Origin of the sequence: Micromonospora sp. CPCC 205739, assembly GCF_036906795.1 — a bacterium.
GTDB lineage: Bacteria > Actinomycetota > Actinomycetes > Mycobacteriales > Micromonosporaceae > Micromonospora.
Map to the genome: position 1 here is coordinate 1 of NZ_JBAKHS010000016.1, position 14,042 is coordinate 14,042.

The 14,042-nt window shown below is 73.4% G+C and carries 12 protein-coding genes, 1 tRNA gene and 1 pseudogene; 4 read left to right on the plus strand and 10 right to left on the minus strand.

Annotation, left to right across the window (positions count from 1 at the left end; translation table 11 throughout):
* Window positions 1-273: 273 nt before the first annotated feature.
* Window positions 274-350 (minus strand) — tRNA-Thr (locus V6U88_RS21490).
* Window positions 351-717: 367 nt separating this feature from the next.
* Between V6U88_RS21490 and V6U88_RS21495 the strand changes: the two genes are divergently transcribed.
* Window positions 718-1,809, plus strand: coding sequence for an ABC transporter ATP-binding protein (locus tag V6U88_RS21495; RefSeq protein WP_334455595.1), 1,092 nt, complete (start codon window positions 718-720; stop codon window positions 1,807-1,809).
* 69 nt (window positions 1,810-1,878) lie between these two features.
* On the opposite strand, the gene rlmB is transcribed toward V6U88_RS21495, so the two are convergent.
* Both rlmB and cysS read right to left on the minus strand, forming a co-directional pair.
* The gene (rlmB, locus tag V6U88_RS21500) at window positions 1,879-3,006 is read right to left on the minus strand and encodes a 23S rRNA (guanosine(2251)-2'-O)-methyltransferase RlmB (protein WP_334455597.1); all 1,128 of its coding nucleotides are present in this window, start codon (window positions 3,004-3,006) and stop codon (window positions 1,879-1,881) included.
* Window positions 3,006-4,421, minus strand: a complete 1,416-nt coding sequence (gene cysS, locus V6U88_RS21505) for a cysteine--tRNA ligase (protein WP_334455599.1) — start codon at window positions 4,419-4,421, stop codon at window positions 3,006-3,008. The genes rlmB and cysS overlap by 1 nt, the downstream gene beginning before the upstream one ends.
* Window positions 4,422-4,556: 135 nt before the next feature.
* On the opposite strand from cysS, the gene V6U88_RS21510 reads away from it, so the two are divergent.
* Window positions 4,557-5,243, plus strand: a complete 687-nt coding sequence (locus V6U88_RS21510) for an IclR family transcriptional regulator (RefSeq protein ID WP_334455746.1) — start codon at window positions 4,557-4,559, stop codon at window positions 5,241-5,243.
* A 100-nt stretch (window positions 5,244-5,343) separates the two neighbouring features.
* On the opposite strand, the gene V6U88_RS21515 is transcribed toward V6U88_RS21510, so the two are convergent.
* Window positions 5,344-6,033 carry an HAD family hydrolase gene (locus tag V6U88_RS21515; protein ID WP_334455747.1) on the minus strand — a complete coding sequence of 230 codons (690 nt, stop codon included), beginning with the start codon at window positions 6,031-6,033 and terminating at the stop codon, window positions 5,344-5,346.
* A gap of 13 nt (window positions 6,034-6,046) precedes the next feature.
* The gene (locus tag V6U88_RS21520) at window positions 6,047-7,006 is read right to left on the minus strand and encodes an EamA family transporter (RefSeq protein ID WP_334455601.1); all 960 of its coding nucleotides are present in this window, start codon (window positions 7,004-7,006) and stop codon (window positions 6,047-6,049) included.
* 84 nt (window positions 7,007-7,090) lie between these two features.
* Here V6U88_RS21520 and V6U88_RS21525 point away from each other — a divergent pair, with 84 nt between their 5' ends.
* Complete coding sequence (locus tag V6U88_RS21525) at window positions 7,091-7,636, plus strand: CGNR zinc finger domain-containing protein (RefSeq protein WP_334455603.1); 546 nt, start codon at window positions 7,091-7,093, stop codon at window positions 7,634-7,636.
* On the opposite strand, the gene V6U88_RS21530 is transcribed toward V6U88_RS21525, so the two are convergent.
* The 3 genes and pseudogenes from V6U88_RS21530 to V6U88_RS21540 form a co-directional block, all read right to left on the minus strand.
* On the minus strand, window positions 7,596-8,168 hold the full coding sequence (locus V6U88_RS21530) for a GNAT family N-acetyltransferase (RefSeq protein ID WP_334455605.1): 573 nt from the start codon (window positions 8,166-8,168) through the stop codon (window positions 7,596-7,598). The genes V6U88_RS21525 and V6U88_RS21530 overlap by 41 nt on opposite strands.
* A gap of 145 nt (window positions 8,169-8,313) precedes the next feature.
* Window positions 8,314-8,496, minus strand: coding sequence for a DUF397 domain-containing protein (locus V6U88_RS21535; RefSeq protein WP_334455748.1), 183 nt, complete (start codon window positions 8,494-8,496; stop codon window positions 8,314-8,316).
* A gap of 63 nt (window positions 8,497-8,559) precedes the next feature.
* A pseudogene (locus V6U88_RS21540) lies at window positions 8,560-8,757 on the minus strand (helix-turn-helix domain-containing protein); the annotation flags it as partial.
* Window positions 8,758-9,137: 380 nt separating this feature from the next.
* On the opposite strand from V6U88_RS21540, the gene V6U88_RS21545 reads away from it, so the two are divergent.
* Complete coding sequence (locus V6U88_RS21545; RefSeq protein ID WP_334455607.1) at window positions 9,138-9,413, plus strand: hypothetical protein; 276 nt, start codon at window positions 9,138-9,140, stop codon at window positions 9,411-9,413.
* An 80-nt stretch (window positions 9,414-9,493) separates the two neighbouring features.
* Here the strand turns inward: V6U88_RS21545 and V6U88_RS21550 are convergent, their stop codons facing one another.
* Window positions 9,494-10,903: a class II fumarate hydratase gene (locus tag V6U88_RS21550; RefSeq protein WP_334455608.1), complete on the minus strand. Its 1,410-nt coding sequence runs from the start codon at window positions 10,901-10,903 to the stop codon at window positions 9,494-9,496.
* Between the two features lie 35 nt (window positions 10,904-10,938).
* A complete protein-coding gene (locus V6U88_RS21555) occupies window positions 10,939-13,920 on the minus strand; it encodes an AfsR/SARP family transcriptional regulator (protein ID WP_334455609.1) in 2,982 nt (993 codons plus the stop codon).
* Between the last annotated feature and the right edge of the window lie 122 nt (window positions 13,921-14,042).

Sequence of the window (14,042 nt, forward strand, 5' to 3'; positions counted from 1 at the left end):
GGAACGACCAGCTACCGCCCGTCGGAGCTGCCCTGACGTGACCGGGCTGCGGCGGCCTGCGGGCCGCCGCAGCCCGGTCCTTCCTCCTCGACTGCAAGCGGCCGGGCAAGGCGCTCGACCGGTGACTCGTGATTCGTTTACGTCATCAGGTTTGTAGGCAGCTAGTACTTCGCTGCTGCGCCGGCCGGCGGCCGTCGTGAACGCGGCTGCTGTCAGCGTTGCTGTCAACCGGTCCGCGCGCGGCAGTGCCTGTCGGAACCTGCCTGGTGGAGTTGGAGCCCCCGGCCGGGATCGAACCGGCGACATCTCGCTTACAAGGCGAGTGCTCTGGCCAGCTGAGCTACAGGGGCGCGTGTGTCGACGTCAGCATAGCGACTGGTGTCCGAAAATCCCGCTCGGTAGGTGTCCCGAGCACGGAAAACGTCAATTTCCCGACCGCTGCGGCCGACGCGTCGGCCCTACCGGGCGGCGACGTCGTGGCGATTGATGCCCGGGAGTGCCCGACTGACCGGAATGCGTATGCATTCGATCCCACCCGTCGTACCCCGTCTTGGCAGGGTGTCGAAAGCCGTTTACGGTGCAGTGACACGGACGACACCCCCGGCCGGCTCCGGCCACCCCCAGGGATGTCGCCCATGGACCGGCACCGAGGGTGCCGGTCGCTCCTTCACTCGGATCGTCCGGCACGTTCCTGCCGGTGAAAGGAAGCGCACCACCATGGCTACGGTCACGTACGCGAAGGCGTCCCGGATCTACCCGGGCACCGAACGCCCCGCGGTCAACCAGCTCGACCTCCAGATCGGCGACGGGGAGTTCCTCGTCCTGGTCGGCCCGTCGGGTTGCGGTAAGTCCACCAGCCTGCGGATGCTCGCCGGCCTCGAGGACGTCGACGACGGCGCGATCTACATCGACGACCGGGACGTCACCCACCTGCCGCCGAAGGCCCGCGACATCGCGATGGTCTTCCAGAACTACGCCCTCTACCCGCACATGTCGGTGTACGAGAACATGGCGTTCGCGCTCAAGCTGCGCAAGACCTCCAAGGACGAGATCGACCGGAGGGTCAAGGAGGCGGCGGGGCTGCTCCAGCTGGAGGAGTACCTCAACCGCAAGCCGAAGGCGCTCTCCGGTGGTCAGCGCCAGCGGGTCGCCATGGGGCGCGCGATCGTCCGCGAGCCGCAGGTCTTCCTCATGGACGAGCCGCTGTCGAACCTCGACGCCAAGCTCCGGGTGCAGACCCGTACCCAGATCGCCTCGCTGCAGGCCAAGCTCGGCATCACCACGGTCTACGTCACCCACGACCAGGTCGAGGCGATGACCATGGGTCACCGGGTGGCGGTCATGCTCGACGGCGTGCTCCAGCAGGTGGACACCCCCCGCGCGCTCTACGACACCCCGGCCAACGTCTTCGTCGCCGGCTTCATGGGCTCCCCCGCCATGAACATCAAGACCGTGCCGCTGAACGAGCAGGGCGCCGCCTTCGCCGAGATGCACATCCCGCTGACCCGGGAGCAGGTCGCCGCGGCCCGCGCCGAGGGCGGCGACGGCAAGGTGACCGTCGGCTTCCGTCCGGAGGACTGCGACCTGGTCAGCCCGACCGAGGGCGGCATGCCGGTCGTGGTCGAGCTGGTCGAGGACCTCGGCTCGGACGCCAACGTCTACGGGCACGCCGCGCTCCAGGGCCTCGACGAGCGCTTCGTGGTCCGCACCGACCGGCGCACCATGCCGAACATGGGTGACACCGTGTTCGTCAAGCCGCGCGCCGGCCGTAGCCACGTCTTCCACGCCGTCACCGGCAAGCGGATCTGACGTACGCGAAGAAGGGGCGGCCCGCTGTCGGCGGGCCGCCCCTTTCTCGTCGGTGCGTGCGCGGGTCGGTCAGCCCTCGGCGGCGCGGCGGCGGGACACCTCGGCGAGGGTGACCGCGGCGGCGACGCTGGCGTTGAGCGACTCCACGTCGGAGATCATCGGGATGCTGACGGTCAGGTCGCAGGTCTCCCCGACCAGCCGGGACAGCCCGCGCCCCTCCGAGCCGACCACCACGACCAGCGGGCCGACGGCGGCCTCCAGGTCGTACAGGTCGGTTTCGCCGTCGGCGTCCAGGCCGACCACCATGAAGCCGGCGTCCTGGCAGGCCTTCAGCGCCCGGGTCAGGTTGGTGACCTGGGCGACCGGCACCCGCGCGGCCGCGCCGGCGCTGGTCCGCCAGGCGGTCGCGGTGATCCCGGCGGCCCGCCGCTCGGGTACGAAGACACCCTGCGCGCCGAACGCGGCGGCGGAGCGGATCACCGCGCCCAGGTTGCGCGGGTCGGTGACCCCGTCCAGCGCCACCAGCAGCGGGGCGGTGTGCTCCACCGACGCGGCGAGCAGGTCCTCGAAGGGCTCGTACGCGAACGGCGGCACCTGGAGGCCGACGCCCTGGTGCAGCACCCCGCCGGTCATCCGGTCCAGCTCGGCCCGGCTGACCTCCAGGATGGCGATGCCCCGGTCCGCGGCGGTCCGGATGATCTCGTTGACCCGGTCGTCGGCGTCGATGCCCTGCGCCGTGTAGAGCGCGGTCGCCGGCACCTGGGTGCGCAGCGACTCCAGCACCGGGTTGCGCCCGACCAGCAGCTCCGGGGTGTCCTTCGACGGGGTGGACTTGCGGCCCGGCGCGACCCGGGGACCGGACCGGCCGGTGGGCTTGCCGCCCCGGCCGCCCGTGCCACGGCCCGCCGGAGCACCCCGGCCGCCGCCGCGGCCCCAGGTGGTGTCCTTGGTGCCCGGCTGACCGATCTTGGGGGCGCGCCCCTCCTCGGCCGCCGCGCGGCGCTCCTTCTCCTGCTTCCAGGCGGTGCGCTGCGGCAGCTTCTCGGTGCCCGAGTACGCCTTGTGCCAGGGCCGCTCGTCGGCGGGCAGGGTCTTGCCCCGGCCCGCCAGGGCGTCCTTGTTCTTGCCGCCGGAGCCCTTGCGGGCACCCGCCTTCGGCGTCAGTCGCCGGCCACGGCGCTGCGAGTTGCCGGCCATCAGTCCTGCTCTCCAATAGTCCAACGGGGGCCCTGGGGGGTGTCCTCGACCACCACACCGGCCTGCTTCAGCTGGTCGCGTACGGCGTCCGCGGCGGTCCAGTCCTTGCGGACGCGGGCCTGGGCACGCTGCTCCAGGGCCAGCGCGACCAGGGAGTCCACCACGCCGCGCAGGTCGTCGGCGCGGTCGCCGCCAGTCCACGCCGGGTCCAGGGGGTCGACGCCGAGGATATCCAGCATGGCACGCGTGGAGGCCAGGGTCGTGCGGACGGTCACATCGTCGCCGGCGGTCAGCGCGGTGTTGCCGTCCCGGACCACCTCGTGCAGCACCGCCAGGGCGGCCGAGGTGTTCAGGTCGTCGTCCATCGCCGCCACGAAGCCGGTCGGCAGCTCGCCGAGCTGGCCGCCACCGACCCGCTCGGCGGCCCGCTGGACGAAGCCCTCGATCCGCCGGTACGCCACCGCGGCCTCACGCAGCGCGTCCTCTGAGTAGTCGATCCGGGAGCGGTAGTGCGCGGCGGCGTAGTAGTAGCGCAGCTCCACCGGGCGGACCCCGAGCGAGTCGACGTACGTCAGGTCGAGGGCGTTGCCGAGCGACTTGCCCATCTTGGCGCCGCCGATGCTGAGCAGGCCGTGGTGCACCCAGAACCGGGCGAAGGGCAGCCCGGCGGCCTGCGACTGGGCGATCTCGTTCTCGTGGTGCGGGAACGTCAGGTCCAGCCCGCCGCCGTGGATGTCGAACTCGGCGCCCAGGTAGCGCCAGCACATCGCCGAGCACTCGATGTGCCAGCCGGGGCGGCCCCGGCCCCACGGCGACGGCCAGTAGGCGTCGGCCGGCTCGTCCGGCTTGGCGCCCTTCCAGAGCGCGAAGTCGCGCGGGTCGCGCTTGCCGCGCTCGGGGGCGTCCCCGGCGGACTGCATGTCGTCGGGCGACTGCCCGGACAGCGACCCGTACGCCGGCCAGGAGGCCACGTCGAAGTAGACGTCGCCGGAGCCGTCGGTGGCCGGGTAGGCGTGCCCGGTCTCGATCAGCCGGGCGATCAGCTGGTGCATCTCCGGGATGTGCCCGGTGGCGCGCGGCTCGTACGTCGGCGGCAGCACGTTCAACGCCCGGTAGGACTCGGCCAGGATCAGCTCGTTGGCGTACGCGATGGACCAGAACGGGCGGTCCCGCTCCATCGCCCTGACCAGGATCTTGTCGTCGATGTCGGTCACGTTGCGGATGAAGGTGACCTCGTAGCCGGCGGCGAGCAGCCAACGGCGCAGCACGTCGTAGTTCACGCCGGAGCGAAGGTGGCCGATGTGCGGCGGGGCCTGGAGGGTGAGACCACACAGGTAGACCCCCACCTTGCCGGCTTCCCGCGGGACGAAGTCCCGCACCGATCGGGTGGCGGTGTCATACAGGCGTAGCGTCACCGTACAAGGGTAGCCGCCCATGCTTCCCCGGGTCGCCCGGAGCCGGGTCGTACGCTGCGTGCTGTGGAGACGACGGCGAGGCCCGGCGAGCCCGGCGACGCGGCGATCAGGCCCGGTGCCGGTGCGACGCAAGGGATCGGCGTCGGGGCGACGCGACGGGACCCGACGGCGGCCGGCGACGGGGCGGCCCGCCCCGGGGAGACGGCGCAGACCCTGGACCGGGGCCTGCGCCTGCTGCACCTGGTGGCCGACGCTCCCGCCGGGCTGACCGTCACCGAGGCGGCGAACCGGCTGGGCATCGGCCGGGCGGCCGTCTACCGGCTGGTCGGGGCGCTGACCGGGCACGGGATGCTGCGCCGGGACGGCGACGGCCGGCTGCGGCTGGGTGCCGGTGTGCTGCACCTGGCCCGGCGGGCCCAGCCGCTGCTCGCCGAGGGGGCGCTGCCGGCGCTACGCCGGCTGGCCGAGCAGGCCGGCGCGACCGCGCACCTGACGGTGGTCGAGGGCGGCGAGGGGGTGGCGCTGGCGGTGGTCGAGCCGAGCTGGACGTCGTTCCACGTGGCGTACCGGACGGGCGCGCGGCACCCGCTGGAGCGGGGGGCGGCCGGCCGGGCGATCCTCGCCGGCCGCTCGGGCGTGGCCGACCCGGTGAGCACCGTCGGCGAGCTGCAACCCGGGGCGTACGGGGTGGCCGCGCCGGTGCTCGGGGTACCGGGCCTGGAGGCGAGCGTCGGGGTGGTGGCACTGGCCCCGCTGGACGCCGACACCGTCGGCGCGCAGGTGCTCGCCGCCGCCAGGTCGATCGCCGCCGCCCTCTCCTGACCCTGCTTATCCGCCCCGTTTGCGGCGACCCGCCCCGGACGGCGAAGGGCCCGGACAACACCGATGCGGGTTCCGCCAGGCAGGCGTCCGGATTGGACGCTTATCGCGCTTTGAGCTGGAGCTGAGCGAGCGCGGCGGGCAGCGCTACCAGCGTGGCGACCTCGGCGTCGGGGCGTACCTCGGGCGGGCACGGGAGACCGAGCCGGTTGAGCCAGATGCCGCGCAGGCCGGCGCGCTGCGGGCCGACCACGTCGTGGGCGAGCGAGTCTCCGACGTACGCGATCTGCTCCGCCGGCACGCCCGCGGCCTCGACGACGGCCGCGTAGAACGCGGGGTCGGGCTTCTTCGGCAGGCCGCCGTCGTGCGCGTACCGCTCGAAGGCGAACTCGCCGGCCAGCCCGCAGCGTTCGGCGCGGCTGTTGCCGTTGGTGGCGTAGCCGAGGCGGAAGTCGTGCCGCAGCGTGGCGAGGGCGGGTAGCACGTCGGCGTAGGGCCGGGTCAGCGCGAACCGCCGGGCGAAGAAGAGCGCCGCCACCTCGTCGAGGTGCTCCGCCAGGTCGGCCCGCGCCAGGGAGCGGACCAGCGCGGCCCGCCGGATCTCCTGCACCGGGGCCGCGCTCAGCGCACCGAAGACCGCACCCCAGTCGGACTCCAGGTCCGCCAGCGACACCTCGGCCGCCGCCGGGGTCAGCCTCCGCATTTCTTCGAGTACGGCCACCAGCCCGCCGGTGACCGCCGGACGCAGGTCGAGCAGGGTCTCGTCGGCGTCGAACACCAGCACGGTCAGCACGGCAGCGACCATCTCACGTCAGGGCGGGCTCCTCGGCCGGGGTCTCCGACCGTTCGGCGCGGACGCCGCGCAGCTCGTCGAGGCGGACCAGCGCCACTCCGGCGACGATCAGCGTGCCGCCGAGCAGTTGCACCACGGTGGGCAGTTCGCCCAGCACCAGCCAGGCGATGAGCACCGCGAACATGACCTCGGTCAGCCCGACGAAGGACGAGAGCCGGGCGCCGAGGATCCGCGTCGCCGCGATGCCGGCCTGGTACGCGATCACCGCGGCCACCAGCGACAGCCCGACGATCGGCACCAGCCAGCTGGTGCGCTGCCCGGCGAAGTCCACCTCGCCGAAGGTGGCCCGCAGCGGCAGCACCCCGACCAGCCCGAGCAGCGCGAGGACCGCCGCGCCGATCGCCATGCCACCGCTGGCCATGGCGACCGACGGCAACTCGGCGTCGACCCGGGCGGCGAGCACGAAGTAGCCGGCCAGCCCCACCGCGGCCCCGAGCCCCCAGAGCACGCCCACCGGGTCGAGGCGGCCCGCGCCGGTCAGGTCGAGCACGAAGGCCAGGCCGGCCAGCGCGGCCACCGAGCCGACCACGGTGAGCCGGCGGGGGCGCTGGCCGTGCACCAGCCACATCCAGCCCACCACCAGGATGATCCCGAGGTACTCCAGCAGCAGGGCCACGCCGACCGGCAGGTAGCGCACGGCGTTGAAGAAGCACGCCTGGGCGGTGGCGACGCCGAGCAGCCCGAAGACGGTCACCGGGCCGAGGGTGCGGCGCAGCACGGCACCCTTGCCGCGCAGCGAGAGCACGGCCGGCACGGCGAGCACCAGGGCGGCGATCCCGACCCGGGCGACGACGACGGCCTCGGCCGACCAGTCGGCCTCGATCAGGGAGCGGGCGAAGGTGCCCGAGGTGGCGAAGGTGACGGCCGAGAGCAGGGCCAGACCCAGGCCGGCGCCGGCGGTTCGTTGGTGCATAGGGCTCTCCTCGCCGGCACAGGTGTCATGACCTAACTACGCTTATGCTGGTGACGCTAGCGTCCGCCTCTGACAGGAGTCAAGTTGCTCTTTGCTCATGACACCGAATGCGGGCTGATCGCCACGGCCGCCCTGGTCAACACCGACGACCCGGACGGCGAGGGGCTGCCCGACGTCGCCGCGCTGGACGGGTTCTTCGTCGCGCACGGCTGGACCGGCCGGCACGAGCACACCGAGGCCGAGCTGCACGCGGTACGCGACCTGCGCCCCCGGCTGCGCCGGATCTGGCACGCCGACGTCGACGAGATCGTCGCCATCGTCAACGAACTGCTCCGCGAGTCCCACGCGCTGCCTCAGCTGATCCGGCACGACGACCAGCCGTACCACCTGCACGCGGTGCCCCGGGACGCGCCGCTGGCCACCCGGATGGCGGTCGAGGCGGCGATGGCGCTGGCCGACCTCGTCCGCGCCGGCGAGCTGGGCCGGCTGCGGACCTGCGCCCACCCGGACTGCGAGAACGTGCTGGTCGACCTGTCGAAGAACCGGTCCCGCCGGTTCTGCGAGGCGGGCTGCGGCAACCGGGCCGCGGTCAGCGCGTACCGGGCGAGGAAGGCGGCCACTCGCTCCTGAGCAGCTCGTACTCCACCTCGCCGTGCTCCGTCCCCGGAGCCGGGTCGTCGAAGTGCAGGTGGAAGGTGCGCACGAACCGCAGGCCGACCTTCTCCATCACCGCCCGGGACCGGCTGTTGACCGTCATGGTCTGGGCCCAGACCCGCCGTACTCCCACCGCGTCGAAGGCGTGCCGCACCAGCGCCAGCGAGCCCTCGGTGGCCAGCCCCCGCCCCCAGGCGCTCCGGCGCAGCCGGTAGCCCAGCTCGGCCTGCGTCCCGTCGTCGGACGGGTCGAGCGCGAACCAGCCCAGGAAGCCGCCGCTCCCCCGATCCTCCGCCGCCCACCGCCCCAGACCGGGGTGCGCGTCGTACTGGCGCAGCAACCGGGGCAACTGCTCGTCGCGCACGGTGGCGCGCGGGGTGGGCCGGCCGCCGGTCAGGAAGCGCATGACCTCCGGGTCGCTGTCCAGCTCGACCAGATTGTCCACGTCGTCCGGCGTGAACCGGCGCAGCCACAGCCGCTCGGTCTCCAGCAGTAGCTCACCGGTCATGCCGCGATGATCCCGCCCCCCACGCGCGCCGGTCGACCGATATTCCCGCTCCGGGTTTCATGATCGGGTAGCGGTTACCGAGACGACACGCCGAGCCGGTTGTCGGAGAGTGCTACCCGATCATAGGCATCGGCGCGGGCTCACGTCAGCGCGGCGGCGCGGCCATGAAGGCCCGCCAGGCGTACGGGTCGAAGGTGAGCACCGGACCAGCCGCATCCTTGCTGTCCCGCACCCCGACCACGCCCGGCAGGTTGAGCGCCACCTCGACACACTGCGTCGCCTGATCGCTCCTGGTGCTCTTTCGCCATCGGGCACCGGTCAGTTCCATGACTCGGCTATCTCCCTCAACAGCTCGATCGACTCCTGCTGCGGCAGGGCCGCTCCCAGGCTCACCCGTGTCCAGGGCCTCGTCGACCAGTTCCAGGTACTTGGCCGTGGGTTGCTGCTGGCCCAGCTCGACCGCGCTCACCATCGACGCCGAGTAGTTGACCGCCTTGGCCAACTCGTCCTGGCTCCACCCCCGACGCGTCCGCGCCCGGCGCAGCTCGGCGACGAGGAAGGCCGCCGCCGTCATCCGCCCGTCCGCCATCCCTGCCGCCCTCCAGCGCCCCGGTGATCGACTCCAGCGCCGCGCCGACCGGCCGGGCCCGAAGCACACGGCATCTCCGGAGAACGGCCGCGAACCCTTCCGAACGTAGTGGGTTCATCACCAGACTGTGCGGAGCGACACCGCGCGGCCACCCTCCGGCAGCGCCCGTGTCGCCGTGGGACCGCCCGCTCCCCCGGCCGGGCGGTCCCACCGGCCGGGGGAGACGACGCAACCGTTTCAGCCTCGTAGGGAGTCCACATGCCCCGGTCCGCCCGGCGACCCTGGTCCTCGCGCACGCCCCTGCCGGCGGCGGGGCCGCCACCAGAACCGGCCGGTCAGCTCACCTCCGCGCCGTCCGGGCGGCCCGGCGGCGGCCGGTGGTGAGCGGCGCAGGGCACTCGCATCTGCCACTGCGTCCGCTCTGGCTCTGCCGGACGTGCGCCGCGCCCTGGCCCTGCGCGACGGCCCGCCTCGCCCTCATCGCCGAGTACGCCCACGACCGGGTGGGGCTCAGCGTCTACCTCTGCGCGGTGCTGCACGACGCGGCCGCCGACCTGTACCGACTCCACCCGCACGACGGACCGGACCCGGCGACCCTCTTCGGGCGGTTCCTCGCCTGGGTCCCCCGCGGCCATCCGATGCCGGAAGACCGCTGACCCACCTACCGTTTGCGGCGTGTCGGGGTGTCCGGACGGCGGGACACCAACACGCCGCAAACGGGGGTCCGGCCGGGGGGTCAGGGGTGGGTCATGCGGAGCAGGTCGAGGGCCTCGTCGAGCTGGGTCTCGGAGAGCTTGCCGGAGTCGACGTGTCCCCGGGCGATCACCACCTCACGGATGGAGATCTGCTTGGCCAACGCCTCCTTGGCGATCGAGGCGGCCTCGTCGTACCCGAGGTGGCGGTTGAGCGGGGTGACGATCGACGGCGACCCCTCCGCGTACGCCAGGCAGACCTCGGCGTCGGCGACCAGGCCGACCACCAGCCGGTCGGCGAAGAGCCGGCTCGACGCGGCCAGCAGCCGGATCGACTCCAGCAGGTTGCGGCCCATCACCGGCAGCATCACGTTCAGCTCGAAGTCGCCCTGCGAGCCGGCGAAGGCGACGGTCGCGTCGTTGCCGATCACCTGCGCGCAGACCTGCCGCATCGCCTCGGCCACCACCGGGTTCACCTTGCCCGGCATGATCGACGAGCCGGGCTGCAGGTCGGGGATGTGCAGCTCGCGCAGGCCGGCGCGGGGGCCGGAGCCCATCCAGCGGATGTCGTTGGCCATCTTGTAGAGCCCGACGGCGACGGTACGCAGCTGCCCGGAGGTCTCGACCAGCGCGTCCCGCGCGCCCTGCGCCTCGAAGTGGTTGCGCGCCTCGGTCAGCGGCAGCCCGGTCGAGGCGCGCAGCTTCTCGATCACCCGCGCGGCGAAGCCGATCGGGGTGTTGATGCCGGTGCCCACGGCGGTGCCGCCGAGCGGCAGCTCGGCCAGCCGGGGCAGCGCCCCCTCCAGCCGCTCGACGCCGTAGCGGACCTGCGCGGCGTACCCGCCGAACTCCTGCCCGAGGGTGACCGGGGTGGCGTCCATCAGGTGGGTACGCCCGGCCTTGACCACCGTCTCGAACTCCGCCGCCTTCTCCTCCAGCGCACCGGCGAGGTGCTTCAGCGCGGGCAGCAGGTCCTCGACCACGGCCTGGGTGGCGGCCAGGTGGATGGAGGACGGGAAGACGTCGTTGCTGGACTGCGAGGCGTTGACGTCGTCGTTCGGGTGCACGTCCCGGCCCAGCTCGCGGCCGGCCAGGGTGGCGATCACCTCGTTGGTGTTCATGTTGGACGACGTGCCCGAGCCGGTCTGGAACACGTCGACCGGGAACTGGTCGTCGTATCCGCCGTCGGCCACGTGCGCGGCGGCGGCGGCGATCGCGGCGGCCACGTCCGCCCCGATCACGCCCAACTCCCCGTTCACCTGCGCGGCGGCGCCCTTGATCTGGGCCAGGGCCTTGATCTGGGCCGGTTCGATGCCGCGCCCGGAGATCGGGAAGTTCTGCACCGCGCGCTGGGTCTGCGCCCGCCACAGCGCCTCGGCGGGCACCTCCACCTCGCCCATCGAGTCGCGTTCGATCCGGTAACCCACTGCCTCTGGAGTCGTCACGCGTACCATCCTGCCGCGCCCACCGCCGACTCGCAGATGATCGCTCAGTCCAGCTCCGCCAGCAGCCGGGCGACCTCGTGCCGGTCCGGCGACTCGACCTGGCGGAACAGCGCCAGGGCCCGCATCCAGTGCGAGCGGGCGCCGGCCGGGTCGGTGGCCCGCAGGCAGCGGGCGATCCCGTCGAGCGCCCGCGCCTGCTCGTAGCGGGCACCCAGCCGGGTGGCGTCGGCGAGCACCCGTCGGTGCAGGTCCAGCGCGCTGGAGAGGTCGCCCTGGTCGAGGATCGCCCGGGCCAGCAGGTTGCGCGACGCGCACTGGCCGATCCGGTCACCCACCTCCGTCATCGCCACCAGGGCCTCCCGGTGCAGGGCCGCCGCCCGCTCCGGCCGCCCGGCCTCGCGCTCCAGCACGCCGACCTCGTTGCGCACCTCCCCCTCGCCGTACCGGTTGCCCGCCTGGCGCGTGAGGTACAGCGCGACCCGCAGGAGACGGCGGGCGGGCCCCACGTCGCCCATCCGGTGCCGGATCATGCCGAGGTGCCCGACGGCGTGCGTGGTCTGCTGGATGTCCTGCGTCTGGCGGGCCAGCACGAGGTGCAGCCGGGCGGTGCGCAGCGCCTCCTCGTACCGGCCCCAGCCGAGCAGCGTTACGCAGAGGTTGTTCTGCAGGTTCGTCAGCTCGGGCACGTCGTCCAGACCGGTGATCAGCGCGAGTGCCTCATCGAACTTCGCCTTGCCCTGCCGGTAGTCACCGTTGCCCGCGTACGAGGCCCCGAGGTTCCTCAGCGTGCTGAGCACCTCGCTCCGCAGCCCGAGCCGGCGGCGCAGGTCCAGCGCCACCTCCATCAGCCGGATCGCCTCCGGGAAGCGGGCCAGGCGGTAGTACGCCGAGGAGAGGTAGTTCAACATCATGGCGATGGCGACCTCGTCGCCGAGGTTCTCGGCGACCCGGAGGCCGATCGCGTGGGTCTCGATCAGCTCGTCGAGGTGACCGCCGTCGAAGTTGGGCCGCCAGCAGGCCCGGGCCAGCTGCCAGCACCGCGTCGGGAGGCCCTCCTCCTCGGCCAGCCGCACCAGGGCGGTGAGCACGGCCAGGTTCTCCTCGAACCAGGCCCGCCCCGACGGCACGCAGGCCGCCACCAGATCGGGCCGGGTCGGCGTGACGGCCGGAAGGGTGCCACGGCTGCCCACCGGCTCCAACGTCCGCGCGATGGCCACCGCCACGTGCAGGTGGTGATCGAGCAGGCGGGTCAGTGCGTCCCGGCGTTCGGCCGCCCGGTCCGCCTCGGCGAGCAGCAGCCGGGCGTACTCGCGGATCAGGTCGTGCAGCCGGTACCGGCCCGGCTCCACCTCCTCGGCCAGGTGCGAGTCGACCAGCTCGTCGAGCAGGTCCTGCGTCTCGGCCAGCGGCAGCTCGGCGAGGGCGGCGGCGACCCGGTTGTCGAACCGTACGCCCGGGTGCAGGCCGAGCAGCCGGAACACCCGCTGCGCCGCGGGCGACACCTGGGCGTACGACAGGGCGAACGCCCGCCCCACCGAACGCTGCCCGGCGGCCAGCTCGACCAGCGGCCCGCCCCCGGTGACCAGCCGCTCGGCCAGGTCGGCGACCCGCCAGCGGGGCCGGTGCGCCAGCCGCGCGCCGGCCAGCCGGATCGCCAGCGGCAGGTACCCGCAGCGACGCACCACCTCGGCCGCCGCCTGCGGTTCGGCGGCGACCCGCTCCTCGCCGGCCACCCGGCCGAGCAGTTCGATCCCCTCTTCCGGGTCGAGCACCGGCAGCGACGAGGGCCGCCCCTCGTCCAGGCCGACCAGCCGACGGCGGCTGGTGATCAGCACCAGGCAGTCCGGGCCGGTGGGCAGCAGCGGGGCCACCTGGTCGGCACTGGCGGCGTTGTCCAGCACCACCAGGGCGCGCCGGGTGGCCAGTTCGCTGCGCCACAGCGCGAGCCGGTCGTCCAGGTCCAGCGGGATCCGTTCCACGGGCACGCGGAGCCGGCGCAGCAGCGTGGCCACCGCCGCGGCGGGCGCCACCGGGGTCCGTTCGCTGTACCCGTGCAGGTCGACGAAGAGGTGCGCGTCCGGGTAGCGGTCCGCCAGGGCCGCCGCGACGTGCACCGCCAGGGTGGTCTTGCCGCTGCCGGCCATCCCGTCGATCAGGTGGATGCGGGCCCCGTCCTCCTCGATCTCCTTCGCCAGCCGGGCCATCGTCTGCTGCCGGCCGGTGAAGTCGCTGATCGCCCTGGGCAACGACCGGACGGGCACGGCCGGGCGGCTCTCCGGCCCACCCACGGCCAGGTCGCCGGCGAGCACCCGCTGGTGCAGCTCCTGCAACGCCGCGCCGGGCTCGATGCCCAGCTCCTCGGCGTAGATCCGCCGGCCCTCGCGGTAGACGGCGAGGGCGTCGGCCTGCCGTCCCATCGCGGCGAGGGCGAGCATCAGCTGCCCGCGCAGTCGCTCCCGCAGCGGGTGCCGGTCCACCGCCTCGGCCAGCTCGTCGATCAGCTCGGCGGCCCGCCGCAGCCGCAGCTCGACGTCGACGCACTCCTCCAGGGCGGCGAGCCGCTGCTCGTCGAGGGTCTGCGCCCGCCGCCGCACGGGCCGGCTCGCGATGCCGCTCAGCGCCGGCCCGCGCCACAACCCGAGCGCCTCCCGGTAGCGCCGGTGTGCCTCGGCCGGCTGGCCGGCGGCGTCCGCGGCTCGGGCGCCCTCGACCTTCCGGGCGAAGACCTCGAAGTCCAGTTCGGCCGGGTCGACGCGGACGCCGTAGCCGACCGGGTCGGTGGCGATGACGTCGGGCGGCAGGCCGAGCCCGGCGAGCCGCTGCCGCAGCCGCGAGACGCAACTGTGCAGTTGCGCCTTGGCGGTGGCCGGCGGACGGTCCTCCCAGACCGCGTCGACCAGATCCTCCACCGGTACGACCCGACCGGCGCGTAGCAGCAGCATGGCGAGCACGATCCGGTCCCGACCTGCGGTCACGGTGGCCTCGCCGCCACCGACCCGCAGGGGTCCCAGGATCCCGAACCGCATCCGCTCCCCCGCACGCCGTGGTGCAACTTCCAGCAGCGTAGCCCGCCGGTGACAGAACGCCTCGTCGAGGCGATAGCGATCCGATAGCGGAACGACAGTAGCGGGACCGACACTGGTCTGGG